Origin of the sequence: Maritimibacter fusiformis, from assembly GCF_008086115.1 — a bacterium.
Lineage (GTDB): Bacteria > Pseudomonadota > Alphaproteobacteria > Rhodobacterales > Rhodobacteraceae > Muriiphilus > Muriiphilus fusiformis.
This window is the reverse complement of sequence record NZ_VSIY01000015.1, coordinates 83,115-108,157: the sequence shown is the minus strand read 5'-3', so window position 1 is coordinate 108,157 and position 25,043 is coordinate 83,115. Positions and strand designations below refer to the sequence as shown.

The 25,043-nt window shown below is 67.9% G+C and carries 23 protein-coding genes; 7 read left to right on the top strand and 16 right to left on the bottom strand.

Features of this window, described 5'->3' with window-relative positions; genetic code table 11:
• Positions 1-10: 10 nt before the first annotated feature.
• Positions 11-1,180, top strand: a complete 1,170-nt coding sequence (locus FVF75_RS15240) for a lytic murein transglycosylase (protein WP_148379550.1) — start codon at positions 11-13, stop codon at positions 1,178-1,180.
• On the opposite strand, the gene FVF75_RS15235 is transcribed toward FVF75_RS15240, so the two are convergent.
• The 8 genes from FVF75_RS15235 to FVF75_RS15200 form a co-directional block, all read right to left on the bottom strand.
• The gene (locus FVF75_RS15235) at positions 1,151-1,855 is read right to left on the bottom strand and encodes an HAD-IA family hydrolase (protein WP_148379549.1); all 705 of its coding nucleotides are present in this window, start codon (positions 1,853-1,855) and stop codon (positions 1,151-1,153) included. The two genes, FVF75_RS15240 and FVF75_RS15235, sit on opposite strands and share 30 nt — an antisense overlap.
• Positions 1,852-2,526, bottom strand: a complete 675-nt coding sequence (gene gph, locus FVF75_RS15230; protein WP_148379547.1) for a phosphoglycolate phosphatase — start codon at positions 2,524-2,526, stop codon at positions 1,852-1,854. Before gph ends, FVF75_RS15235 begins: the two co-directional genes overlap by 4 nt.
• A complete protein-coding gene (locus FVF75_RS15225) occupies positions 2,508-3,065 on the bottom strand; it encodes a thioredoxin family protein (protein ID WP_148379545.1) in 558 nt (185 codons plus the stop codon). The genes gph and FVF75_RS15225 overlap by 19 nt, the downstream gene beginning before the upstream one ends.
• 14 nt (positions 3,066-3,079) lie before the next feature.
• The gene (rpe, locus tag FVF75_RS15220; RefSeq protein WP_148379543.1) at positions 3,080-3,781 is read right to left on the bottom strand and encodes a ribulose-phosphate 3-epimerase; all 702 of its coding nucleotides are present in this window, start codon (positions 3,779-3,781) and stop codon (positions 3,080-3,082) included.
• 76 nt (positions 3,782-3,857) lie between these two features.
• A complete protein-coding gene (fba, locus tag FVF75_RS15215; protein ID WP_148379541.1) occupies positions 3,858-4,940 on the bottom strand; it encodes a class II fructose-bisphosphate aldolase in 1,083 nt (360 codons plus the stop codon).
• Position 4,941: 1 nt separating this feature from the next.
• Entirely contained in the window at positions 4,942-6,939 is a 1,998-nt protein-coding gene (gene tkt, locus FVF75_RS15210) for a transketolase (protein WP_148379539.1), read from the bottom strand.
• A gap of 11 nt (positions 6,940-6,950) precedes the next feature.
• A complete protein-coding gene (locus tag FVF75_RS15205) occupies positions 6,951-7,823 on the bottom strand; it encodes a phosphoribulokinase (protein ID WP_148379537.1) in 873 nt (290 codons plus the stop codon).
• Positions 7,824-7,834: 11 nt separating this feature from the next.
• Positions 7,835-8,845, bottom strand: coding sequence for a class 1 fructose-bisphosphatase (locus tag FVF75_RS15200; RefSeq protein ID WP_148379962.1), 1,011 nt, complete (start codon positions 8,843-8,845; stop codon positions 7,835-7,837).
• A gap of 116 nt (positions 8,846-8,961) precedes the next feature.
• Here FVF75_RS15200 and cbbR point away from each other — a divergent pair, with 116 nt between their 5' ends.
• The gene (cbbR, locus tag FVF75_RS15195; RefSeq protein ID WP_148379535.1) at positions 8,962-9,885 is read left to right on the top strand and encodes a LysR family regulator CbbR; all 924 of its coding nucleotides are present in this window, start codon (positions 8,962-8,964) and stop codon (positions 9,883-9,885) included.
• 125 nt (positions 9,886-10,010) lie between these two features.
• Here cbbR and FVF75_RS15190 read toward each other — a convergent pair whose 3' ends face one another.
• The 3 genes from FVF75_RS15190 to FVF75_RS15180 all read right to left on the bottom strand — a co-directional run bounded on the left by FVF75_RS15190 (position 10,011) and on the right by FVF75_RS15180 (position 14,003).
• Positions 10,011-12,935 (bottom strand): error-prone DNA polymerase, encoded by a 2,925-nt coding sequence (locus tag FVF75_RS15190; RefSeq protein WP_148379533.1) that lies wholly within the window; start codon positions 12,933-12,935, stop codon positions 10,011-10,013.
• Between the two features lie 69 nt (positions 12,936-13,004).
• Entirely contained in the window at positions 13,005-13,481 is a 477-nt protein-coding gene (locus FVF75_RS15185) for a hypothetical protein (RefSeq protein WP_148379531.1), read from the bottom strand.
• 12 nt (positions 13,482-13,493) lie between these two features.
• Positions 13,494-14,003 (bottom strand): RNA pyrophosphohydrolase, encoded by a 510-nt coding sequence (locus tag FVF75_RS15180; RefSeq protein WP_148379530.1) that lies wholly within the window; start codon positions 14,001-14,003, stop codon positions 13,494-13,496.
• 154 nt (positions 14,004-14,157) lie between these two features.
• Here FVF75_RS15180 and FVF75_RS15175 point away from each other — a divergent pair, with 154 nt between their 5' ends.
• Positions 14,158-14,964 carry a CPBP family intramembrane glutamic endopeptidase gene (locus tag FVF75_RS15175; protein ID WP_187393094.1) on the top strand — a complete coding sequence of 269 codons (807 nt, stop codon included), beginning with the start codon at positions 14,158-14,160 and terminating at the stop codon, positions 14,962-14,964.
• Positions 14,965-15,006: 42 nt separating this feature from the next.
• On the opposite strand, the gene FVF75_RS15170 is transcribed toward FVF75_RS15175, so the two are convergent.
• Genes FVF75_RS15170 through gpmI form a run of 3 tightly spaced genes read right to left on the bottom strand, consistent with a single transcriptional unit; the run spans position 15,007 to position 19,005 of the window.
• A complete protein-coding gene (locus FVF75_RS15170) occupies positions 15,007-16,335 on the bottom strand; it encodes a S41 family peptidase (RefSeq protein ID WP_148379525.1) in 1,329 nt (442 codons plus the stop codon).
• A 16-nt stretch (positions 16,336-16,351) separates the two neighbouring features.
• Positions 16,352-17,440 (bottom strand): murein hydrolase activator EnvC family protein, encoded by a 1,089-nt coding sequence (locus FVF75_RS15165; protein WP_148379961.1) that lies wholly within the window; start codon positions 17,438-17,440, stop codon positions 16,352-16,354.
• Positions 17,441-17,484: 44 nt separating this feature from the next.
• On the bottom strand, positions 17,485-19,005 hold the full coding sequence (gene gpmI, locus FVF75_RS15160) for a 2,3-bisphosphoglycerate-independent phosphoglycerate mutase (protein WP_148379523.1): 1,521 nt from the start codon (positions 19,003-19,005) through the stop codon (positions 17,485-17,487).
• A 126-nt stretch (positions 19,006-19,131) separates the two neighbouring features.
• Between gpmI and FVF75_RS15155 the strand changes: the two genes are divergently transcribed.
• Complete coding sequence (locus FVF75_RS15155) at positions 19,132-20,397, top strand: SulP family inorganic anion transporter (protein ID WP_148379522.1); 1,266 nt, start codon at positions 19,132-19,134, stop codon at positions 20,395-20,397.
• A 2-nt stretch (positions 20,398-20,399) separates the two neighbouring features.
• Here FVF75_RS15155 and serB read toward each other — a convergent pair whose 3' ends face one another.
• Positions 20,400-21,278, bottom strand: a complete 879-nt coding sequence (serB, locus tag FVF75_RS15150) for a phosphoserine phosphatase SerB (protein WP_148379520.1) — start codon at positions 21,276-21,278, stop codon at positions 20,400-20,402.
• 166 nt (positions 21,279-21,444) lie between these two features.
• On the opposite strand from serB, the gene FVF75_RS15145 reads away from it, so the two are divergent.
• The 3 genes from FVF75_RS15145 to FVF75_RS17660 are packed head-to-tail and all read left to right on the top strand — an operon-like array spanning position 21,445 to position 24,127.
• On the top strand, positions 21,445-22,368 hold the full coding sequence (locus FVF75_RS15145; RefSeq protein WP_148379518.1) for an acetaldehyde dehydrogenase (acetylating): 924 nt from the start codon (positions 21,445-21,447) through the stop codon (positions 22,366-22,368).
• Positions 22,365-23,387 carry a 4-hydroxy-2-oxovalerate aldolase gene (gene dmpG / locus FVF75_RS17665; protein WP_222861236.1) on the top strand — a complete coding sequence of 341 codons (1,023 nt, stop codon included), beginning with the start codon at positions 22,365-22,367 and terminating at the stop codon, positions 23,385-23,387. Before FVF75_RS15145 ends, dmpG begins: the two co-directional genes overlap by 4 nt.
• Entirely contained in the window at positions 23,384-24,127 is a 744-nt protein-coding gene (locus tag FVF75_RS17660; protein ID WP_222861235.1) for an SDR family oxidoreductase, read from the top strand. The genes dmpG and FVF75_RS17660 overlap by 4 nt, the downstream gene beginning before the upstream one ends.
• On the opposite strand, the gene FVF75_RS15135 is transcribed toward FVF75_RS17660, so the two are convergent.
• Positions 24,124-24,879, bottom strand: coding sequence for a DeoR/GlpR family DNA-binding transcription regulator (locus FVF75_RS15135; RefSeq protein ID WP_187393093.1), 756 nt, complete (start codon positions 24,877-24,879; stop codon positions 24,124-24,126). The two genes, FVF75_RS17660 and FVF75_RS15135, sit on opposite strands and share 4 nt — an antisense overlap.
• Between the last annotated feature and the right edge of the window lie 164 nt (positions 24,880-25,043).

Sequence of the window (25,043 nt, the reverse complement as noted above, 5' to 3'; positions counted from 1 at the left end):
GAACCGATGAATGGACCAAGATCAGTGGCCGAGCGACGCCGCCGTGTTCCGCGCCTGGGTCGACGAGGAATTCGTCCCCCGCGCACTTGAACGCCGGATCAGGCCCGCCGTCCTGCACCGTGCGATGGCCGAGGCCACCTTTCTGCCCGAGGTGATCGAGCGGCAGGCCGACCAGAGCGAGTTCTCGCTTCCGATCCGCGAATATCTGGACATCACCGCCTCGGACGAACGTGCGCGGATCGGGCGGCAGATGCTGCGCCGCCACCGCGACCTGCTGAACCGGATCGAGATGACCTTTTCGGTCGAGCCCGAAGTGATCGCCGCGATCTGGGGGCTCGAGACCGGCTATGGCGTGGTGCCGGGGCGCTTCCCGGTAATCTCGGCGCTGGCGACGCTGGCCTTTCGCGGCCGCCGTGCGGCCCTGTTCGAGGATCAGTTGATCGCGGCGCTCAGGATGGTGCAGACACACAAGGTCAAACCGGAAACGATGTTCGGCTCATGGGCCGGGGCGATGGGGCACGGCCAGTTCATGCCCACCTCGGTGCTTGGCTTCGGGGTCGATTTCGACGGTGACGGTCGGCTTGATCTCTGGGGCGAAGACCCGTCCGACGCGCTGGCCTCGATTGCCAATTACCTCAAGAAACACGGCTGGAAGACCGGCCAGCCCTGGGGTCTCGAGGTCAGGTTGCCGGCAGCGTTCGATTATGGCCTTTCCGCCCCCGATGCCGCCCGCCCGACCCGCGACTGGGCGGCGATGGGGGTCACGGATGCGACGGGCGGCGCGCTGCCAGACTATGGCGCGGGGACCATCCTGCTGCCCGCCGGGCATCGCGGTGCCGCGCTTCTGGTCCTGCGCAATTTCCTGGTGCTCACCGCCTACAACCGGGCCCAGTCCTACGCCATTGCCATCGGCCATCTCAGCGACCGGATCGCCGGCGGCAAACCGTTCCGCAAAGCCTGGCCCGAGGATCAAACCCCGCTGTCCAGAACCGATGTCGTCACGGCCCAGGTGCTTCTGACTCAGGCGGGGTTCGATACCCACGGCGTTGACGGCTTTGTCGGCCACAACACCGAACGCGCGGTCCGGGCGTTTCAGGCGGTGCACGCGATGGTGCCCGATGGCCATCTCGACTCGGCGTTTCTTGATCAGCTACGCGAGATCGCCGCCGATCCGGGCTAGCTGCGCGGGCGTGAGGCCGGTCAGGCTGTCGGCCACCAGCGCCGCGCCCGTGAAATCCTCGCCCTGCGTATAGGTCGAGGGCGTCACCACCACCGGCAACCCGGCAGCCAGGGCCGCACGCAACCCGATGGCGCTGTCCTCGAAGGCGATGCAGGCATCGGGCGGCAGGCCCAGCCGCGCCAGCGCCAGCCGATAGACATCCGGCGCCGGTTTCTTCGCCGCCACCTCGTCGCCCGCCGCGATCGCGTCGAACACCGTGTCCGGTTCCTGCCTCCAGCAGCACCGCGTCAGCGCCGTGACATTGGCGCGGCTGGTCGTGGTCGCCACCGCCAGCCGCAGCCCTCCTGCACGCGCCGCCGCGATCAGCCCGGCCACACCGGGCCGCAGGTCAAGCCCGCCGCTGTTCAGAATGTCGCCATAGATCGCCGTCTTCTCGGCATGAAGCTGCGCGATCTCGTCTGCCGCCAACCGCCGCGCGGCGTCGGGCAGGCTGTCCTGAAAGGCGCGCATCCGTTCCTTGCCGCCGGGGGTGCGCAGGAGGTCGCGGTAGGTCTCCCGGCTCCAATGCCAGCTCAGCCCCCGCGCGTCAAAAGCCCGGTTGAAGGCCGCCCGGTGCGCCTCTTCGGTCTCGGCCAGCGTGCCGTCGACATCGAAGATCAGCGCCGCCAGCCTCACGCCGGGGCGGTTTGGGACAGGGCCGCGACGATGCCGGGCAGGGCGTCGAATTCCGCGAACCGCCAGTCATGCGGCAGGGCCGCCACCGGCTGTTTGCGATATCCTTCGGTGAAGAGCGCGAACCGCACCCCGGTGCGCCTTGCAGTCTCGGCGTCGACCTCGCTATCCCCGACATAAAGCCGCGCGCCGTCCCCCAGCGCCGCAAAGACGTGTTCCAGCGGTTCGGGGTCGGGTTTCTTCCGTTCCAGCGTGTCGCCCCCGACGACCACGTCGAAGAACCCGCCCAGCCCCAAAAGGTGCAGCACCAGCAGCGCCGGTTCCTCGGGCTTGTTGGTGCAGACGCCCAGCCTGTGCCCCGCCGCCTTGAGCGCCCGCAGCGCCTCGGTCACACCGGGATAGGGACGGGTCAGGTCGGCCGGGGCGGCGGAATAGAAGTCGCGCACCGTGTCGCAAAGCTGCGGATACCGGCTTTGCGATATGCCGCGCGCATCAAGCGAGCGTTCCACCAGCTTCGGCAGCCCGTTGCCGATGAACGAGGTGATGGTCGGCAGGTCCAGCGGCGGCTTGCCCTCGCCCTCCAGCATCAGGTTCACCGCCGTTTGCAGGTCCGGCGCGCTGTCGATCAGGGTTCCGTCGAGGTCGAAAACGATGTTCACGCGGCATCCTTCCATTTGATCGAACAGCCCATCGACGGCACCTGTTCCTTCGGCCCGCGCCCGGTCTCGGCCACCTGTTTCATCGCCTCGAACAGCTCGCGTTTCAGGTCTTGCGGCCCGGCCTCCTTTTTCGAGGCGTCGAGCCGCCCGCGATACTGCAGCCCGCCCGCCGCGTTGTAGCCGAAGAAATCCGGCGTGCAGACCGCCCCATAGGCCCGCGCGACCTCCTGGCTCTCGTCGTAGAGATAGGGGAAGGTGAAACCGTGCTTGCGCGCCATCTCGACCATCTTGTCGGGCGCGTCCTCGGGATAGTCCGCCACGTCATTGGCGCTGATCGCCACCACGCCGACGCCCAGATCCTGCAACGCCTTGGCATCGCGCACGATCCGGTCGATCACCGCCAGCACATAGGGACAGTGGTTGCAGATGAACATCACGAGCGTGCCGTTCTTGCCGCGCACATCGTCGAGCGAGAAGACCGTGCCCTCGCCATCGGGCAGGCTGAAATCATGGATCGGGGCGTCGAAATCGCAAACCGGGGGTATCGCGGCCATTGTCGCTGTCTCCTTCAGGCAACTTTTCCCGTGACGCCTTCGGCAGCGGCACGGATCGCGCGGATATTGTCGCCATAGACCGACGCCTTGTCGACCGATCCACCCTTGAACACCGCAGAGCCCGCCACCAGCACATCGGCCCCGGCAGCAGCCACCAAAGGCGCGGTCTCGGTCGTCACGCCGCCGTCGATCTGGATATGGATCGGCCGATCCCCGATCATGGCCCGCAGGCGGCGGGTTTTCTCGACGCCCGAGTGGATGAATTTCTGCCCGCCGAAGCCGGGGTTCACCGTCATGATCAACACCATGTCGCAGAGGTCGAGCACATGCTCGATGCTCTCCAGCGGCGTGCCGGGGTTGAGCGACACGCCCGCCATCTTGCCGGTCGCCTTGATCGCCTGCAGCGTGCGGTGGATATGCGGCCCGGCCTCGACATGCGCGGTGATCATGTCGGCGCCCGCCTCGGCATAGGCCTCGATATAGGGGTCCACCGGCGCGATCATCAGGTGCACGTCCATGAAGGTCGTCACATGCGGGCGAAACGCCTTCACCGCGGGCGGGCCGAAGGTCAGGTTCGGCACGAAATGCCCGTCCATCACGTCGACATGCACCCAATCGGCGCCCTCGGCTTCGATCGCCCTGATCTCGGCACCGAAATTGGCGAAATCGGCCGACAGGATCGAAGGCGCGATCTTGATGGAACGGTCAAAGGGCATGGCATGTCTCCTGTCTGGGGCGGCGGCGGCGCCGGGTCGCCCCCGTCTATCACGCCCCGGGCGCGATGTTCAAAGCCTACTCCGCCGCCCGCGCCGGGGCGACTTTCGGGTCGAGCGAACCGCCTTCATAGCGTTTGGCCATGTCGTCGATGTCGATCACCTTGATCTTCGCGGCATTGCCCGCCGTGCCGAAGCGCTCGAACCGGTCAAGGCACAACTTTTCCATCTCGTCCATCGCCGGGATCATGAACTTGCGCGGGTCGAACTCCGACGCCTTCTCCATCGCCACCCGGCGGAACTGGCCGGTGATCGCCATGCGGTTGTCGGTGTCGATGTTCACCTTGCGCACGCCCGACTTGATGCCGCGCTCGATCTCCTCGACCGGCACGCCATAGGTCTGGGGCATGTTGCCGCCGAAATCGTTGATCAGGTCTTGCAGGTATTGCGGCACCGAGGACGAGCCGTGCATGACAAGGTGCACATCGGGAATCCGCGCATGGATCGCCTCGATCTGGCTGATCGCAAGGATGTCGCCGGTCGGCTTACGCGAGAACTTGTAGGCCCCGTGCGAGGTGCCACAGGCAATCGCCAGCGCGTCCACCTTGGTGCGCGCGACGAAATCCGCCGCCTGATCCGGGTCGGTCAGCATGTCTTCGCGCGTGAGCTTGCCTTCCGCCCCCGATCCGTCCTCCTTGGCCGCCTCGCCGGTCTCGAGGTTGCCCAGAACGCCCAACTCGCCCTCGACGCTTGCGCCCACCCAATGCGCCATCCGCGCCACCCGCTCGGTGATCTCGACGTTGTAGTCATAGCTCGCGGGCGTCTTCATGTCGGCCTCGAGCGAGCCGTCCATCATCACGCTGGTAAAGCCGTGGCGGATCGCGGACAGGCACGTCGCCTCGTTGTTGCCGTGGTCCTGATGCATGCAGATCGGGATGTCGGGATACATCTCCGACAGCGCCTGGATCATGTGGCGCAGCATGATGTCGCCGGCATAAGAGCGCGCGCCCCGGCTGGCCTGCATGATCACCGGCGCGTCGCATTTCGCCGCCGCGCGCATGATCGCCAGGCCCTGTTCCATGTTGTTGATGTTGAAGGCCGGCACGCCGTAGCCCTGTTCGGCGGCGTGGTCGAGCAATTGGCGAAGGGTGATAAGCGCCATGTCAGGTCTCCTTGATGAGGGATTTTGCGGCTGCCGCGACGGCATCCGCCGTGATGCCGAAATGTTGGTAAAGCGCCTCTGCCGGGGCGGATGCGCCAAAGCCGGTCATTCCGACGAACGCGCCGCCGGTGCCGATCAGCGCATCCCAGCCCTGCCGCACCGCCGCCTCGACTCCGACGCGGGGCGCATCGCCCAGAACGGTTGCGCGATAGGCGTCGGGCTGCTGCGCGAAGGCCTCGAAACACGGCGCGGACACCACCGCCGCCCTGATCCCGTCAGCGGCCAGCATCTCCGCCGCCGCCAGCGCGATCTCGACCTCCGAGCCGGTGGCGATCAGCGTCACGTCGCGCGCCCCGTCCGCCTCGCGCAGCACATAGGCGCCCCTTGCGGTCAGGTTGGCGTCGCTGTGGCTGGTGCGCAGCGTCGGCAACCCTTGCCGCGACAGCGACAGCACGCTTGGGGTCGTCTCGAGTTCCAGCGCCGCCTGCCAGGCCTCGGCGGTCTCGACCGCATCGGCAGGGCGAAACACCATCATGTTGGGCATCGCGCGCAGGCTGGCCAGCGTCTCGACCGGCTGGTGGGTCGGCCCGTCCTCGCCCAGCCCGATGCTGTCATGCGTCAGCACATAGATCACCCTGAGCCCCATCAGCGCCGACAGCCGCATCGCGCCGCGCATGTAGTCGGCGAAGACCAGGAACGTGCCGCCATAAGGGACAAAGCCGCCATGCAGCGCGATCCCGTTCATGATCGCCGCCATGCCATGTTCGCGCACGCCGTAGCGGATGTAGTTGCCCGTGAAATCCCCGGCCACGACATCGCGCATCCCCCTGGTGAAGGTCAGGTTCGATCCGGTCAGGTCGGCCGAGCCGCCCACCGTGTTGGGCAGCGTCGCGTTCACAACCTCAAGCGCCATTTCGCTGGCCTTGCGGGTCGCCACCTTGGGCGCGTCCTGCGCCAGCTTGGCCTTGTAGGCACCCATCGCCGCATCCAGCGCGCGGGCGTCGGGGTTGGCCTGCGCCGTCTCGAACGCATCCTGCTTCGGATGCCCGCCAAGGCGCTTTTCCCAGTCCTGCCGGGCATCCCGCCCCCGTGCGGCGATGGCGTGGAAGGCATCGTAGACCGCTCCCGGCACCTCGAACGGCGCATGGCTCCAGCCCAGCGCTCCGCGCGTCGCGGCCACCTCGTCCGCCCCCAACGGCGCGCCGTGGACCGAATGGCTGCCCTGCTTGTTCGGTGCGCCATATCCGATCACCGTGCGGCAGGCGATCATCGAGGGCCGCGCATCGGCCCGAGCCGCCGCGATCGCCTCGGCAATCGCCGCCTTGTCGTGCCCGTCCACCGCCAGAACATGCCAGCCCGCCGCCGCGAACCGCGCTTGCTGATCCGTCGAGGTTGAAATGTCCGTCGACCCGTCGATAGTGATCCTGTTGTCGTCCCACAGCACGATCAGCCGCCCCAGCCGGTAGTGCCCGGCAAAGTCGATGGCCTCGTGCGAAATCCCCTCCATCAGACAGCCGTCACCGGCGATGACATAGGTGAAGTGATCCACCAGATCGTCCCCAAACCGCGCGTTCGCCATCCGCTCGGCCAGCGCCATGCCCACCGCCGAGGATATACCCTGCCCGAGCGGCCCGGTCGTCACCTCGATGCCCTTGGCGTGGCCATATTCCGGGTGCCCGGCGGTGCGCGACCCCAACTGGCGGAAATTGCGGATCTGGTCGATCCCCATGTCGTCGTAGCCCAACAGGTGATTGATCGCGTAAAGCAGCATCGAGCCATGCCCGGCGCTCATCACGAAACGGTCGCGGTCCGGCCATTTGTCCGCCGCCGGATCGACCCGCATGAAGCGGTTGAACAGCACCGTCGCCACATCTGCCAGCCCCATCGGCGCGCCCGGATGCCCCGAATTGGCCGCCTGAACCGCATCCATCGCCAGCGCGCGGATCGCGTTCGCCATCAGGTCTTCGGTGGTGGTGTCGATCTGGGTCTGGACGTTCATCGGGCTTCCTCTCAGGCGCGTTTGGACTGGCTGACCAGCCGTTCGATCATCGGGGTAAAGATCAGCTGCATCGCCAGGTCCATCTTGCCGCCCGGAATGACGATGGAGTTGGCCCGGCTCATCCAGCTGCCCTCGATCATCTGGGTCAGATAGGGGAAGTCGATGCCGCGCGGGTTCTTGAACCGGATCACCACCAGGCTTTCGTCGGCGGTCGGAATCCAGCGCGCGATGAACGGGTTCGAGGTATCGACCACCGGCACCCGCTGAAAGTTGATGTCGGTCTCGGTGAACTGCGGCGTGATGCAATGCACATAGGCGTGCATCCGGCGCAGGATCACGTCCGTCACCGCTTCGGTGGTATAGCCCCGGCTGGCCTTGTCGCGGTGGATCTTCTGAATCCACTCGAGGTTCACCACCGGCACCACCCCGATCTTGAGGTCGGCATGTTTGGCAAGGTTCACCTCACCGTTCACCACCGCGCCGTGCAGCCCCTCGTAGAACAGCAGGTCGCTGCCGTCCTCGAACGCCGCCCAGTCGGTGAAGGTGCCGGGCGGGGCGCCGTATCTCGCCGCCTCGTCCTCGTCGTGGACATAGTGCCGGGTGCGCCCGCCGCCGGTCTCGCCATATTCGCGAAACACCCGCTCCAGCTCATCCAGCACGTTGGCCTCATAGCTGAAATGGCTGAACGTGTGATCGCCACTGGCATAGCGCCGCTCCAGCTCCGCCTTCATGTCGGCGCGGTTGTAGCGGTGGAAGGCATCGCCCTCGATCGACACGGCGGTCACGCCCTCGCGGCGAAAGATCTGGTCGAACGTGCCCTTGACAGTCGAGGTGCCGGCGCCCGACGAGCCCGTGACCGAGATGATGGGGTGTTTCTTGCTCATGGGGTCAGTCCTCAGGCGCGGAACAGGCCGCGGGTTCCAAACAGGGCCGAGACTTCCTCGACCGGCAGATCCTGGTAGGCCGTCACGCGGTCGACCTTCACGGCGCTGCCGAAAACGAACGGGGTGCGGCCATGCAGTTCGGTGGCGGTCTGCGCCATGATCCGGTCATGCCCGTCGGTGGCTTTGCCGCCCGCCTGCTCGATCAGAAAGGCGATCGGCGCGCATTCATAGACCATCCGAAGCCGGCCGCGCTCATACCCCGCCCGCTCGTCCGCCGGGTAAAGGAAGATGCCGCCGCGCGAGATGATCCGGTGCGTTTCCGCCACCAGCGAGGCGACCCAGCGCATGTTGTAATTCTCGTCGCGCGGCCCGGTGTCGCCGGCCAGGCAATCGTCGATATAGGCCCGGATCGCCGGGCTCCAGTGCCGGTAGTTCGAGGCGTTGATGGCAAATTCCCGGCTGAACTCGGGCACCTTCAGATCGGCCTCGACCAGCCGCCACTGGCCGCTGTCGGGGTCGAGCAGGTAGCTCTGCACGCCCGCCCCGAAGGTCACCACCAGAAAGGTCTGCGGGCCGTAGATGATGTATCCGCCCGCCAGTTGCTCATGCGCCGGGCGCAGCACGCTGCCCAGCGGATCGCCGGGTTTGGCCTCGAAGATCGAGAAGATCGTGCCGATGGATACGTTCACGTCGATGTTGGACGACCCGTCCAGCGGGTCGATGGCCAGCGCGAAACGGCCATCGGGATTCATCTCGACCACGTCGTCCTGTTCCTCGGAGGCATAGTAGCGCACCGGCGTCGCCGCCAGTTCGGCGGCAAAGGCCTCGTCGGCCATCACGTCCAGCGCCTTTTGCTGGTCGCCGCCCAGGTTTTCGCCGACCCCGGCCCCCAATGCGCCGCCCAGGGGGCCGCGCTTGATCGTGCGGCACAGGCTGCGCCCGACCGTCGCCAGCGCCGCGATCACCGGCGCCAGGTCGGCCGGAATCCGTGACGTGTCGTCGATGACATCGCTTGCGTTCATCATTCCTCCCGTCCTCCGGCCCGGATCAGATCAGGGGCCAGAGCCCCCTTGTCGTGGCACGGGCTGAACGTCTATAGAATTTAATAAGATAAAACATGGATTAGAAAATCCTGAAGATGCGACGTACGGACGCAATAACTCTCAAGCAATTACGGGCACTTGCCGCGGTCGCCACGCATGGGTCGATCACCCGCGCGGCTGAGGCAATTCGTCTCACTCCCCCTGCGGTGCATGCCCAGCTCAAGCAACTCGCCGACCATTGCGAGGCCCCGATGCTGCTCCGGGGCGAGGGCGGCGGCATGGATCTGACCGAAGAGGGCCGGCTGGTCGTCGCCACCGTGGCGCGGATCGAATCGGAGCTCGAGGCCTGCCTTCGCGACGTCACCGAACACCGCAAGGGCCGCGCCGGGCTGGTCCGGATCGGCGTGGTCTCGACCGGCAAATATTACGCCCCGGCGCTGGTCGCGACGCTGAAATCCGCCTTTCCCGACATCAAGGTCGAGCTGATCATCGGCAATCGCGAACAGATCATCGCCGCCCTCGAAGCCCGGCAGGTCCACCTGGCGATCATGGGCCGCCCGCCCAGGATGCCAGCCAACGTCTCCGAACCGCTCGGCCCGCATCCGCATGTGCTGATCGCGCCGCCGGGGCACAGGCTGGCCGGGGTTGCGAACATCGCCGCCGACGACCTGTTCGACGAGACCTTCATCGGCCGCGAGGACGGCTCCGGCACCCGCATCCTGATGAGCCGCTTTCTCGACCGGATCGGCGATGGCCGGCCCTATGAGGTGATCACCATGAGCTCGAACGAGACCATCAAGCAGGCGGTGATCGCGGGTCTCGGCGTGGCGCTGATCTCGCAACACACCGTGGTCGAAGAGCTGCACGCGGGCCGGCTGGTCACCCTCGACCTGCCCGGCCTGCCGATCGAGCGCACCTGGTTCCTGCTGCACCGCGCCGACACGCCCCTGACCCCGGCGGCCCAGCGCATCCACGACCATATCGCGGCGATGCGGGGCAGTTTCCTGCCGAAATTGTAGGGGCAAGGTCCGTCGCAGGGGGGTTACCCCCGAACCCCGATTGACCGTGCCACCGTCAGGCGGCCTTGCGTGCAGGTCCGGCGCATTACCCAAAACACGCCCCTGCTTCATCTTGGCAAAAATACTCACGACAAGGCGGCTCCCCCGGGTGCGGCATCGGGGCGGGGCGCGGGAATGTCCGGCGTCAGGCGGGCGCGCAACAGCGCGATCGGGTGGGCGCGCAGGGTCAGGCGGGTGGCGAGGTAATCCTCCACCACCTCTTCGCCCAGGCTCATCGCGGGCAGGCGCACCGCGCCTTCGTCAATGCCCTCGCCATCGAGGTCGCCGGCGAACAGCGGCAGCGGCTTTTCGGCGGTGATCGCCCGGGCCTGCCACAGCGCCGCGCGCCGGTCGAGGCCCAGCGACGCGAAGGCATCGGCCTCGGCCAGCCGGGCGATCAGGCGCGGCGGCGTGCCGGCGCGGCGCCAGATGTCCTCGATCGTGACATAGCCGTTGCCGCGCGCCCCGGTGATCCAGCGCGCCTCGTCCTCGGCCATGCCGCGGATCTGGCGAAACCCCAGGCGCAGCGCCAGCCCGCCGCGCCCGTCAGGCTCCATCACGTTGTCCCAATAGCTCGCGTTGACGCAGACCGGCCGCACCGCGACCCCGTGTTCGCGCGCGTCGCGCACGATCTGGGCCGGGGCGTAAAAGCCCATCGGCTGCGAATTCAGAAGCGCGCAGGCGAAGATGCCGGGGTGGTGACGCTTGAGCCAGGCCGAGGCATAGACCAGGAGCGCAAAGCTCGCCGCGTGGCTTTCGGGAAAGCCGTAGCTGCCGAAGCCCTCGATCTGGCTGAAACACCGCGCCGCGAACTCCGCGTCATAGCCGTTGTCGCGCATGCCCCTCATGAAGCGGCCGCGAAACGCGCTGACCGAGCCGTGTTTCTTGAACGTGGCGAGCGAGCGGCGCAGCCGGTCGGCCTCGTCGGGGGTAAAGCCCGCGCCGATGATCGCGATCTGCATCGCCTGTTCCTGGAACAAGGGCACCCCCAGCGTTTTCGCCAGCACCTGCCCCAGCGCGTCCGAGGGAAAGCTCACCGCCTCCTCGCCGTTTCGCCGCCGGATGAACGGGTGCACCATGTCGCCCTGGATCGGGCCGGGCCGGATGATCGCCACCTGGATCACCAGGTCGTAGAAGTTGCGCGGCTTCATCCGGGGCAGGAAATTCATCTGCGCCCGGCTTTCCACCTGGAACACCCCCAGCGAATCGGCCCGGCACAGCATGTCGTAGACCACCGGGTCCTCGGGCGGCAGGCTGGCCAGCGAATGATCGACATGGTGATGCGCCGCGATCAGGTCGAAGGCCTTGCGGATGCAGGTCAGCATGCCCAGCGCCAGCACGTCGACCTTGAGGATGCCCAGCGCGTCGATGTCGTCCTTGTCCCAGCAGATCACGGTGCGGTCCTCCATGGTGGCGTTTTCCACCGGCGCCAGTTCGTCCAGCCGCCCCTCGGTGATGATGAAACCGCCGACATGCTGCGACAGGTGGCGGGGGAAGCCCTGGATCTCGTCGACCAGTTCCATCACCTGCATCAGCCGCGGATCGCGCGCATCGAGGCCGATTTCGCGCAGCCGATCCTCGCGCAGCCCGCCGCCGCCCCAGCCCCAGACCTGGCTCGACATCGCCGCGATGGTGTCCTCGCCCAGCCCCATGGCGCGGCCGACCTCGCGGATCGCCCGCTTGCCGCGATAATGGATCACCGTGGCGCACAGCCCGGCGCGGTGACGGCCGTATTTCTCGTAGATGTGCTGGATCACCTCCTCGCGGCGTTCATGTTCGAAATCCACGTCGATATCGGGCGGTTCGTCGCGCGCCTCGGATACGAAGCGCTCGAACACCATGGTGCCGATCTCGGGGCTTACGCTGGTGACGCCCAGCGCGAAACACACCACCGAATTCGCCGCCGAGCCGCGCCCCTGGCACAGGATGCCGCGCGACCGAGCAAAGGCCACGATGTCGCGCACGGTCAGGAAATAGGGCTCGTATTTCAGCTTGGCGATCAGGGTCAGCTCGTGTTCCAGCATCTTCTGAACCCGCTCGGGCACGCCATCGGGGTAGTGATCGCGCAGTCCTGCCCGCGCCAGCCGCTCCAGCCGGGCCGAGGGGGTCTCGTCGCCGGAAATCTCGGACGGGTATTCATAGCGCAGCTCGTCCAGCGAGAAGGTGCAGCGCGCCGCGATCTCGCCGGCCCGGTGCACCGCGTCCTCGTGGCCGCGAAACAGCCGCAGCATCTCGGCCTCGGAGCGCAGGCGCTTTTCGGCGTTGGGCTGGGCCAGCCGCCCCAGCGTCTCGACCTGCCGCCCGGTGCGGATCGCGCACATCACGTCGACCAGCCGGCGGCGGCGGGCGTGATGCATGATCGGCATGGCCGAGGCGACGCAGGGCAGGCCAAGCCCGTCCGCCAGCGCCCGCAGCCCGGCCAGGCGGATGCTGTCCTGCCCGTCGTAGCGCGGCGCCAGCACCAGCGTCATCTGCGCGGCGAACTTGCGGATCAGCCGCGCCACCTGCCCGCGCCAGCCCTCGGGCACAGGCTCGGGCACGTGCAGCAGCAGTTCCATCCCCACCCCCCAGTCCAGCACATCGCCGACCCGGATCAGCGCGCTGCCCTTGGGCGCGCGCCGCCGGCCCAGCGTGATCAGCCGGGTAAGACGCCCCCAGGCTGCCCGGTCGCGGGGCAGGGCGGTCAGCGTCACGCCCTCGTCGGTGACGATCCGCGCGCCGGGGATCAGCCGGGGCACATTGGCGATATCGGCGGAAGGTGCGCGCGGGCAATGTGCCGGCGCGGGCGGGCCGACCGGACCGTGCGCGGCCTCGAAGTCGCGGCGCATGGCCACCTGCCGGGCAATCTCGCGCGTCGCCACATGGGCACGCACGATCCCGGCGACCGAGTTCTCGTCGGCGATGACAAAGGCGGGCATGCCCATCAGCGCCGCCCGCCCGGCATATTCCTCGGCGTGCGATCCCCCGGTCAGGAAGGTGAAATTGGAGGTGATGGACAATTCTGCAAACATGGTGAGTCGGTAGTATATTCACGTTTTGTTCTCATTTGGAGTCCCGATGGCATCCCGTCCACCCCAGCCCTACCGCACCGCCGCGCAAGGCCCGCCCTGCATGCAGGCCACCACCTCGGCCTCCATCTGCGCGGTCGGCTCGAAGAACGCCATCGGGGTGCAGGGGGCCTGTTCCAGCACCCAGTCCCCGCCGCCCTGACGCAGGAACATCAGGTAGTGGTGCCCGGCGTCAAGTTGCCCGCACCACATCGCGGCGCAGGCCACGTTCACCCGGATCGTCCGGTCGAACGGCGTGACGAACCCGGCATAGGACAGCGAGGTGCCCGTGACCCGCGCGGACAACGTGCTGTCCTCGGCCGCATTCACGCCGTCGGTCCCGGGCAGATCGCGGCTGTCGAAATCGAGCCGGCCGGTCACCACGATGTATCGCTCCGCCGCGGCATTGGCATCGAGAAACGCCTGGGTGTGCGAATAGGGCAGACAGGACAGCGCCAGTCCCGGCAGCGGCAGGCTCAGTGCTGCGACGAATGCGATCAGGCGGATCATGGCGGTCTCCGGTCAGCGGTGCGCCCCCAGTCTATCACCGAATGCCGCGATCACCTGCGCGTAGATATCGCGTTTGAACGGCACGATCTTTTCCACCAGGTCGCGTGGGTCGATCCAGGTCCATTGCCGAAACTCGGGATGCGCGGTCTCGATCACGATCTGTTCGTCGGCGCCGTGAAAGCGCATCAGATACCAGCGCTGTTTCTGGCCGCGAAACCGCCCCTTCCAGATCCGCGGCACCACATCCGGCGGCAGGTCGTAGGTGATCCAGCCGGGATATTCCGCCTCGACCGTGACCAGATCCGGGGTGACGCCGGTTTCCTCGCGCAGTTCGCGCAGCGCGGCGGCCAGCGGTTCCTCGCCCTCGTCGATCCCGCCCTGCGGCGCCTGCCAGGCGGTTTCGTCGATGCCAAGGCGCGGCGCGTCATACCGCTGCCCCGCGAACACAAGTCCCCTGGGATTGGCCAGCATGATGCCGACATTGGGACGATAGGGAAGGCGCGAGATGTCGTCGGGGGTCATGGCGGGCGGGCTCCGGTGTCGTGCCGGGCGAGATTATGCGCATGCGGGCCGAAGGCCAACAGGCCGCGTCGGCGAATGCGACGCCGGGCCACATTTTCCGGCACCGGGCGCGGTGCTAGACATGCCCGGACTTGGGAAGGGAGCCGACGAGAGCATGCGACACCCGTTTCTCGCCTTCGTCACGACCGCCTATGCCCTGTCCTGGAGCGCCTGGATTTTCGGGTTCTGGCAGGGTGAGGGGCCGCTTGCGACCCTGGGCCACTATGCCGGCGGCTTCGGCCCGCTGCTGGCCGCGCTGATCGTGACCATCGCGCTGGGCCGGGACCCCTGGGCGTGGTTCAAGGGTCTGTTCAAGTGGCGCCTCGGCTTGGGCTGGTATCTGTTCGTGCTGGGCTTTCCGGTGCTGCTGGTGGCCATCGCCTCGGCGCTGTTCGTCGCCTTGGGTCATTCCATCGACTTCAGCCTCGCGCCTGCGCGACTGGCCTCCTATGCGCCGTTGTTCGTGTTCATGGCGCTGATCGGCGGCGGTAATGAGGAGCCGGGGTGGCGCGGCTTCGGGTTGCCGACCTTGCAGGAAACCCTGACCCCGTTTCGCGCCACGCTGCTGTTGGGTCTGGTCTGGGCGTTCTGGCACTTCCCGCTGCTCTGGGGCGATCCGGCGGTGCGCGCGGGCGAGGTGCCGGTGTCGGCGCTTGGCGTCCAGGTCGGGTTCCTGCTGGTGTCGATCACCGCGCATGCCTTCTGGTATACGTGGCTGATCAACCGCACTGGCAGCGTGTTTTTGTGCATCCTGCTGCATGCCGGATACAACACCTCGAACGGTTTGCTGGTGCTGGTGTCGGAGGCCGACATGGCGGGCGATGCCGGGGGCGTGCTGTTGGCGCTGATGACCGCTGTTGTGCTCGGCTCGGTGCTCGTCCTCTTGGCGGCCACGCGCGGACGGCTGGGAAAACCGGCCTAGGCAGACCGGCCCCCTCTGCCGCGAGAGAGGGCCGGGCCGGTGCTACTTCAGATCAATCGCCGCAAGACCCTTGAGCAGGTCGACCGCATAGGACAACTGGAAGTCCTCGTCGCGCAGTTTGGCGGCCTCTTCGGCGGCTTCGCGCTCTTCCTCGATCAGCTTGATCTCGTCCTCTGACAGGCTGTCGTTTTCCAGCCGCCCGCGCAGGTCGGCCTCGCTCCGGCGCGCGCGCGCATCCTCGTCCTCGGCCTCGTCAGGATGCGGCACGGGCTGTTCGACCACGATGTCCGGGCTGACGCCCAGCGCCTGGATCGAGCGGCCCGACGGCGTGTAGTAGCGCGCCGTGGTCAGCCGCATCGCGCCGCCCGAGCGCAGCGGCATCACCGTCTGGACCGAGCCTTTGCCAAAGCTTTTGGTGCCCACCACGATGGCGCGGTGATGATCCTTGAGCGCGCCGGCGACGATCTCGGAGGCCGAAGCGGACCCGCCGTTGATCAGCACGACCATCGGCCGGCCCTCGGCCAGGTCACCGGGTTCGGCGTTCACCCGCTCGGTGTCTTCCGGGTTGCGGCCCCGGGTCGAGACGATCTCGCCCGACTCGAGGAAGGCATCGGAAATCGCGATGGCCTGGTTGAGCAGCCCGCCGGGGTTGTTGCGCAGGTCGAGCACCACGCCCTCGATATTCTCGATCCCGCCCAGTTCCTCGGTCACTTCGGCAAAGCCGTCGGCGACGTTGGGATAGGTCTGGTCGTTGAAGGTGGTGACCCGGATCACCACCGCATTGCCCACCGCGCGCACCGTGGCGGCGGTCAGCTTGATCTCGTCGCGGATGATCGAAACGTCGAACGGCTCGTCGACGCCTTCGCGCACCACGGTGATGATGATCTCCGAGCCGACCGGCCCGCGCATCGTGTCGACCGCCTCGTCCAGCGTCAGGCCCAGCACGCTCTCGCCATCGACATGGGTGATGAAGTCGCCCGCCAGGATGCCGGCGGCGTCCGCCGGGGTGCCGTCCATCGGCGAGACCACCTTGACGAAGCCCTGCTCCTGCGTGACCTCGATGCCGAGACCCCCGAACGAGCCGCGTGTCTGCACCCGCATGTCGGCGGCGTCGTCCGGCGCGAGATAGCTCGAATGCGGGTCGAGCGACGACAGCATTCCGTTGATCGCCGCCTCGATCAGGTCCTTGGTCTCGGCCTCTTCGACATACTGGCCGCGAATGCGCTCGAACACGTCGCCGAACAGGTCGAGCTGTTCATAGACGGTCGAATTGCGCTCACTGTCCTGTGCGATCAGCGGCCCGGCCACCTGCGTCGTCAGAATGGCGCCTGCCAGCGTGCCGCCCAGCGCGGCCATGGCGAATCTTTTCATGCTCGGTCCGTTTCTTTCATTTCGCGGATCGGGCAAACCATTCGGTCGGGTCCACCGGCGATCCATTCCATCTGAGTTCCATATAAAGCGTTTCTGTCGCCTCTGCGCCACCTCCTTGCACGGCGGACATCAAAAAGGCTTGAGTTGAGGCGGCCTCGGCCCCTCCCATCAACCCCACGGGCGTGCCCTGGGGCAAGACCTCGCCGACCGAACCGAACAACTGGCCCAGCCCGGCCAGCACCAGCAGAAAGCCCTCGTCCGGCTCCAGAATGGCCACCTGGCCGTAGTCGAGCAGCGGACCGAGATAGCGCAGGGTTGCCGGCCAGGGCGTCGTCACCAGCGTCAGGGGGCGCGTTGCGATCACCCAGCCCGGGCGGCGCACGCCGGCGGCGTCGACCTCGTCATAGCCCCGGATCACCCGGCCCGACACCGGCATCGCCAGCGTGCCGCGCGCGGCGGTGAAATCCGGCCGTTCGACCGTGACCGAGGCATCCTCGATCGTCGCCGACATCAGCCCGCCGGCAAAGCTCTCCAGCGTGTCGGCGGAGCTCAGCAGGTTTTCCATCGCCACCTGGTCCGTGACGAAGCGGCGCGGCAGGTCGGTGCGGTTCGACACCGCCTTGCTGAGTTCCGTGCGCGCCGTCTGCGCCCCGGCCAGCCCCTCCTCCAGCGTCGTCACCGCCGCCTCCTGCAACGCGCGCAGCGTGGCAACCTCGGTCAGGGCGCGGCGCAGGTCCGCCGCCTCGCGGCTGAGCGCCGGGGTCACGTCCGACAGGATCATCCCGGCGCGCACCGTCCCCTTGGGGCCATCGGGGTGCAGCAGCAGGCTGGGTTCCGGCGAGGCCTCGATCGACTGGAGCACGCCCAGAAGCTGCGCCAGCCGCTCGCTCTCGGCCTCGAACACACCCTTGATCGCGGCCTCGCGAATCGCCGCCTGCCGCAGGCCCTCGCGCAGCGCCGCCAGCCCGGCCTCATAGGCCTGCACCGTCTCGGTCAGCGCCGCGACCCGGTCCCGCGCGCCCTCGGCGGCCTCCAGCGCCTCGGCGGCGGCGCGCAATTCCTCCATCGCCACCTGCGCGCTCTCGGTCGCCTCGGCGCGGGCCATCACCGGCGCCAGCGCCAGCGCCAGACAGAGGGCGGCGATGCGTCTCACCGCTCGATCAGGCTCTTGCCGGTCATCTCGTCGGGCACCGGCAGGTTCATCAGGTCCAGAAGCGTCGGCGCCAGATCGCTCAGCCGCCCCTCGCGCAGCCGCACGCCCGCAGGCCCGCCGACCAGCACCACCGGCACCGGGTTGGTGGTGTGCGCGGTATGCGGCCCGCCGGTCACCGGATCGACCATCAGTTCGCAATTGCCGTGGTCCGCCGTCACGATCATCGCGCCGCCGGCCGCCTCCAGCGCCGCCAGCACCTCGCCCAGCCCCGCGTCCACCGCCTCGACCGCCTTGATCGCCGCCGATAGGTCGCCGGAATGCCCGACCATGTCGGGGTTGGCGTAGTTGGTGACGATCAGGTCATAGCCCTTGCGGATCGCCGCCACGAAATGCTCGGTCACCTCGGGGGCCGACATTTCCGGTTGCAGGTCATAGGTCGCGACCTTGGGCGAGGGCGCCATGTAGCGGTCTTCGCCCACCTCCGGTTCCTCCTTGCCGCCATTGAGGAAAAACGTGACATGCGGGTATTTCTCGGTCTCGGCCAGCCGGAACTGCGTCAGCCCCTGTTGCGCCACCCATGCGCCCAGCGTGTTGACGATGTCGCGCGGGGGAAACACCGTGGTCATGTAGTCGTTGTGGCGCGTGGAATACTCGACCATGCCCAGAAGGCCCGAGAGTTTTGGCCGCGTGCCCACGTCGAACTCGGCAAAGCCCGGCTCGCCCACCGCGCGCAGGATCTCGCGCGCCCGGTCGGCGCGGAAGTTGCAAAAGAACAGCCCGTCGTTGTCGTGGATGCCGGTATGCCCCTTGATCACCGTGGGCTGGATGAACTCGTCGGTCTCGCCGCGCGCATAGGCGGCCTCGATGGCGGCATCGGCGCTGCCCGCCGTCTCGCCCATCGCCTTGACGATGGCGTCATAGGCGCGCGCCACCCGCTCCCACCGGTTGTCGCGGTCCATCGCGTAATAGCGCCCCGAGACCGAGGCGATCTGCGCCCCTTCCGGCAGGTCGGCGGCGAATTTCGCCACCTGCTCGCGCGCCGATTGCGGCGGCACGTCGCGCCCGTCGGTGATGACATGCACCCGGACCGGCACGCCCGCGCCCGCGATCACCCGGGCGGCGGCGACGATGTGGTCCTGATGCGAATGCACGCCGCCGGGGCTGGTCAGCCCGGCCAGGTGCGCGGTGCCGCCCGCCGCCTTCACCGTGGCGATGAAATCGAGCAGCGGCTTGGCCGCCTCGAACTCGCCGTCCTCGATCGCAAGGTCGATCATGCCCAGATCCATCGCCACCACCCGGCCCGCGCCGATATTGGTGTGGCCGACCTCGGAATTGCCCATCTGCCCGTCCGGCAACCCGACATCGCGGCCATGGGTGGTCAGCTGGTTGTGCGGGCAGTCACGCCAGATCCGGTCGAAATTCGGCGTGTCCGCCAGCCTGACCGCGTTGTTCTCGACCTCGTCGCGCAGGCCGAAGCCGTCGAGGATGCACAGCACGACAGGTTTGGGAGTTGTCATCGGGCGCCTCATGTTGGTTCGCCCCGTTCTAGTCGCCCGCCCCGGTCAGGACAACACAAGAGCAGCGCCAAGGGGGGTGCATCCGCCAAACGGCGGGCGTAGGGTCGCTTCGAATCGGGGGCCAGGATGAAACCCAAGCTTCTCACCACGCTGAAAACCTACACCGTTGAAACCTTCGCCGCCGACGTGATGGCGGGCGTCACCGTCGGGCTGGTCGCCCTGCCGCTGGGCCTGGCCATCGCCATCGCCTCGGGGGCGACCCCGGCGCAGGGGCTGATCACCGTGATCGTCGGTGGCCTGCTGGTCTCGGCGCTGGGCGGAAGCCGGGTGCAGATCGGCGGCCCGACCGGCGCGTTCATCGTGGTGGTCTACGACATCATCATGCGCTTCGGCATGGACGGGCTGATCCTGGCCACCCTGATGGCCGGCGCGATCCTCGTTGTCGCGGGCATCCTCAAGGCCGGCAGCCTTGTCGCCTATGTGCCCGAGCCGGTGATCAACGGCTTCACGCTGGGCATCGCCGTGATCATCGCCACCAGCCAGCTTGGCGACGCGCTGGGCCTGACGGTGACCAACCTGCCCGCCGATTTCACCGGCAAGGTGGCAGCGCTCTGGGGCGCGCGCGCCTCGTTCGACTGGCAGGCGCTGTTGCTGGCGCTTCTGACCGGCGGGCTGATCGTGCTGATCCGGGTCAAGCTGCCGCCCAAGGTGCCCGGCCTGATCATCGCCGTGACCATCGGCTCGGCCATCGCGGCCCTGCCCGGCGTCGGCATCGACACGGTCGGCGCGCGCTTCGGCGCCCTGCCCAGCACCCTGCCGCTGCCCAGCTTTCCCGAGGTGACGCTGGCCCGGGTGCAGGAGCTTTTGCCCTCGGCCTTCATCATCGCCTTCCTCGCCGGGGTCGAATCGCTGCTGTCCGCGGTGGTCGCCGACCGGATGTTCGGGGGCAGCTACCGCGCCCGGGCCGAGGTCACGGCGCAAGGCGTGGCCAACATCGGCTCGGCCCTGTTCGGCGGCCTGCCGGTGACCGGGGCGATCGCGCGCACCGCCACCAACGTCAAGGCCGGCGGGCGCACCCCGGTCGCCGGCATCGTGCATGCGCTGACCGTTCTTCTGGTGATGCTGCTGGCCGCGCCGCTGGCCGGGATGCTGGCGATGCCCGCGATGGCCGCGCTCTTGATCGTGACCGCCTGGAACATGTCCGAGCCCGAGAAATGGGCCGGCTATTGGCGGGGGCCGCGCGAGGATCTCTTGCTGATCCTTCTGACCATGATCCTGACCGTGCTGGTCGACCTGACCTTCGCCATCGCGGTCGGCGTCGCACTGGGCCTCGCGCTCCGGCGCCGCGGCCGCGAGCGCCCGCCGCGCGACTGGCACCCGCGCGAGAAGTAGCCTCAGCCCGTCACGAATTCCGACCGGGCATAGCCCTGGATGAACAAGAGCGCGGAAAGGTCGCCGTGGTTGATGCGGATATCGCATTCGGCGGCCACCGAGGGCTTGGCGTGCAGCGCCACACCGGCCCCCGCCAGCTTGAGCATCCCCAGGTCGTTGGCCCCGTCGCCCACCGCCATGACCTCGTCATGCCCGATCCCCAGCCGCGCGCTGATTTCTTCCAGTGCCGCGACCTTGGCGGCCCGGCCCAGGATCGGCTCCACCACCGCGCCGGTCAGCGCGCCATCCGCGATGGCCAGCGTATTCGCCCGGTGCTCGTCGAAACCTAGAAGCGCGGCGACCTGCGCCGTGAACGCCGTGAACCCGCCCGACACCAGCGCCGTATAGGCCCCCGCCCCGCGCATCGTCGCCACCAGTTCGCGCCCGCCCGGCATCAGGGTGATGCGGCTGTCCAGCACCTTGGCGATGACGCTTTCCGGCAGCCCGGCCAGCAGCCCGACCCGTTCGCGCAGCGCGCCCTCGAAATCCAGCTCGCCGTTCATCGCCCGCGCGGTGATCTCGGCCACACGCGGCCCGACCCCGGCTTCGGCGGCAAGCTCGTCGATGCATTCCTGCCGGATCATGGTCGAATCCATGTCCGCCAACAGCATCCGCTTGCGCCGCCCCTGGGCCGGTTGCACCACCAGGTCGATGCCCTGGTCCTGCATGTCCTGCCACACCTGCCAGCGATTTTCCGGCATCTTCGGCACCGCAAACTCCGCCGCCTCGCCCGGCGACAGCCAGCGCGCCGCACCGCCGCCCCAGGCGTTGCGCAGGGCCTCGACTAGGGCGGTATCCAGCGCGGCGCTTTCCTGCGCGGCAATCAGGGTGACTACGAACATGACGCCTCCGTTCCTCGGCCCCGAATAAACTGCCCCGCCTCAAAGCGCCAGAGCCGTGGGAGGGTCCGAAACCGGCGCGACTTGCACCGCATCGGTCAAATTGCACCATTGATATGCGTGGTTTTGATCGTTATGGTTCACCCATCGAAAACCGCGAGAGTCACCCATGGCGAAAACCGAAGTAGCGATCATCGGGTCGGGGCATATCGGCACCGACCTCATGGTCAAGATCCTGCGCCTGTCAGACCGGCTGACCCTGTCGGCCATGATCGGCATCGACCCGGAGTCCGAAGGGCTGGCCGCCGCACGGCGCCTCGGGGTGCCGACCAGCCATGAGGGGGTTTCCGGGCTTCGCAGGATGCCGGGGTTCGAGCGTATCCGGCTGGTGTTCGACGCCACCAGCGCAGGCGCGCACCGGGCCAATGCCGATGCGCTGGCCGGTGACGACATCACGCTGGTGGATCTCACGCCCGCCGCCATCGGCCCCTTCGTGGTGCCCGCCGTCAACCTCGATACGCATATCGGCGCGCGCAACGTCAACATGGTGACCTGCGGCGGACAGGCGACGATCCCCATCGTCGCCGCGATCAGCCGGGTGGCCAAGGTCCACTATGCCGAAATCGTCGCCTCCATCGCGTCGAAATCGGCCGGCCCCGGAACACGCGCCAATATCGACGAGTTCACCGACACCACGGCGCGCGGGCTGGAGCGGATCGGCGGCGCGACACGGGGCAAGGCGATCATCGTCCTGAACCCCGCCGAGCCGCCGCTCATCATGCGCGACAGCGTGATCTGCCTGTGCGATCCCGCCGACCGTGAGGCGCTGGTCGCCTCGGTCGACCGGATGGTCGCGGAGGTGCAGGCGCATGTGCCCGGATACCGCCTGAAACACGCGCTCCAGGTCGAGCCGGTCGAGGCCGGGCTGTTCGAGGGCGCCCCCGCCGGCCTCAAGGTCAGCGCCTTTCTCGAGATCGAGGGCGCCGGCCACCACCTGCCGCGCTATGCCGGCAACCTCGACATCATGACCTCCGCGGCGCTGGCCACCGGCGAACGCATCGCGGCGGCCCGGCACCGGGAGATGGCACAATGACCGACCGCCGCCTTTACATCCAGGACGTGACCCTGCGCGACGGCATGCATGCGGTGCGCCACCAATATGATCTGGGCCAGGTGCGCGAGATCGCCCAGGCCCTGGACGCCGCCGGCGTGGACGCGATCGAGGTTGCGCATGGCGACGGCCTGTCGGGGTCGTCCTTCACCTATGGTTTCGGCCGCGAGAGCGATGCCGCCTGGATCACCGAAGCCGCCAAGGTCTGCAACCGGGCGGTTCTGACCACGCTGCTGCTGCCCGGCATCGGAACGCTGGAGGATCTGCGCCGCGCCGCCGATCTCGGCGTGCGGTCGGTGCGCGTCGCCGCGCATTGCACCGAGGCCGACGTGACCGCGCAGCACATCGCCGGGGCGCGTGATCTGGGGCTGGACGTGTCGGGCTTTTTGATGATGAACCACATGTCTCCGCCCGAGGCGGTCGCGCAACAGGCCGCCCTGATGGAAAGCTACGGCGCGCAATGCGTCTATATCACCGACAGCGCCGGCGCGCTTCGCATGGACGGCGTGCGCGACCGGGTGCGTGCCTATCGCGCCGCCCTGCGCCCGCAAACCCAGATCGGCATCCACGCGCACGAGAACCTGTCGCTTGGCGTCGCCAACACCATCGTCGCGATCGAGAGCGGCGCGACGCGTGTCGACGCCTCGCTGGCCGGCATGGGCGCGGGGGCGGGCAACTGCCCGCTCGAGGCCTTCATCGCCGCCATCGACGGCAGCGGCTACAGCCACGGCTGCGACCTCTTCGCGCTGCAGGACGCGGCGGAAAACCTGGTCCGGCCGCTTCAGGACCGGCCCGTCCGGGTCGATCGCGAAACCATGACGGTCGGCTATGCCGGGGTCTACTCCAGCTTTCTGCGCCACGCCGAACGCGCCGCCGCCGATTTCGGGCTGGACACCCGCGAAATCCTGGTCGAGGCGGGCCGGCGCGGCCTGGTCGGCGGGCAGGAGGACATGCTGACGGATATCGCGCTGGGCATGGCCCGCGCGCGGGCCGACGCGTGAACGGGCGCGGGCTGATCGTCACCGGCGGGTCGCGCGGGATCGGGGCCGCCACCGCCCGGCGCGCGGCCCGCGACGGCTGGCAGGTCGTCGTCAACTACCACGGCAACGCCGCCGCCGCCGAGGCGGTCGTGCAGGCGATTGCCGACAGTGGCGGCGACGCCATCGCGGTTCAGGGCGATGTTGCGCGCGAAGCCGACGTTCTGGCCCTGTTCGACCGTGCCGAAGCCGCCTTCGGTCCGGTCGGGGGGCTCGTCAACAACGCCGGCATTCTCGACCGTGCCGCGCCCTTGTCCGAGATCAGCAGCGCGCGCTGGCAGCGTGTGTTGCAGGTCAACGCCACCGGCAGTTTCCTGGCGGCGCGCGAAGCGGTGCGACGGATGACCGCCGCGGCGACCGGCGGCGTCATCGTGAACCTGTCGTCGATGGCCGCCCCGCTGGGTGCGGCCAACGAATTCGTCGACTACGCCGCGTCGAAAGGCGCGGTCGAATCCATGACCATCGGCCTGGCACGAGAGGTCGGGCGCGCCGGCATCCGGGTGAACGCGGTGCGCCCCGGCCTGATCGACACCGACATTCACGGCGATGCCGGCATACCCGACCGCGCCCGGGCGTTGGCCGCGTCCGTGCCGCTCGGGCGGGCGGGGTCGGCCGCGGAAGTCGCCGAGGCGATCGTCTGGCTTCTGTCGGACGCCGCCAGCTATGTCACCGGAGCGATCCTTCCGGTCAGCGGCGGGCGCTAGACCCGCAGCACCTCGATGCCGCGTTGGCGGTAGCGCTCGGCCACCTCTTCGCTCAGGCCGGTGTCGGTGAAGATCCGCGTCGCCCGGTTCAGCGGCAGGATCGTGGCCGGAAACACCTGGCCGAACTTGGAGTGGTCGGCCACGATCCACAACTCGCGCGAGCGGTCGGCCATCACCCGGTTCACATAGGCTTCGGAAGAATCATAGGTGGTCAGACCCTTTTCCAGGTCGATCCCGTCCACCCCCATCACCATCACGTCGATGTTCATGTCCTGCAGCGTCCGCTCGGCGATATGACCCACCGTTTCCGCGGTCCGGCGGCGCAGCGTTCCGCCGGTCAGGGTCACGTCGATGGTGCGGGCGTCCCGCAGTTCCAGCGCGATGTTGACCGCCGTGGTCACCAGGCGCAGCGACTTGTGGCGGATCGCCGGCACCATCTGCATCACCGTGGTGCCGCCGCCGCATCCGACCAGGATGCCCTGTTCGAGCGCCGCGCCCGCCGCCGCGCCGATCCGGCGCTTTTCGGGCAGATAGGCCATGACCTTGGCGTCGAACGGCAGTTCCTCGCGGCGTTGCGGCAAGGTGGCGCCGCCGTGGGTGCGCACCAGGGCCTTGCGCTGGTCCAGATCGGCGATGTCGCGCCGGATCGTGGCCAGCGACGCATCCAGCAGTTTCGACAGGTCCTGCGCGCTGACCGACCCGCGCCGGGCCAGTTCCGCTAGGATTCTCTCATGGCGTTCAGCCCGGATCATGACACTCGATACCCCTCCCGTTCGCTCAATGGATATCGCGTATTTCGCGCATGGACAATCATTTCGCTCAAAATGCCCAGAATGTGCGTCATTTCCAATCATCGAACTATAGACTTTTGATCGTTTTGAAATAGGATGCGGGCAAAGCAAGACTCACCCTGCCA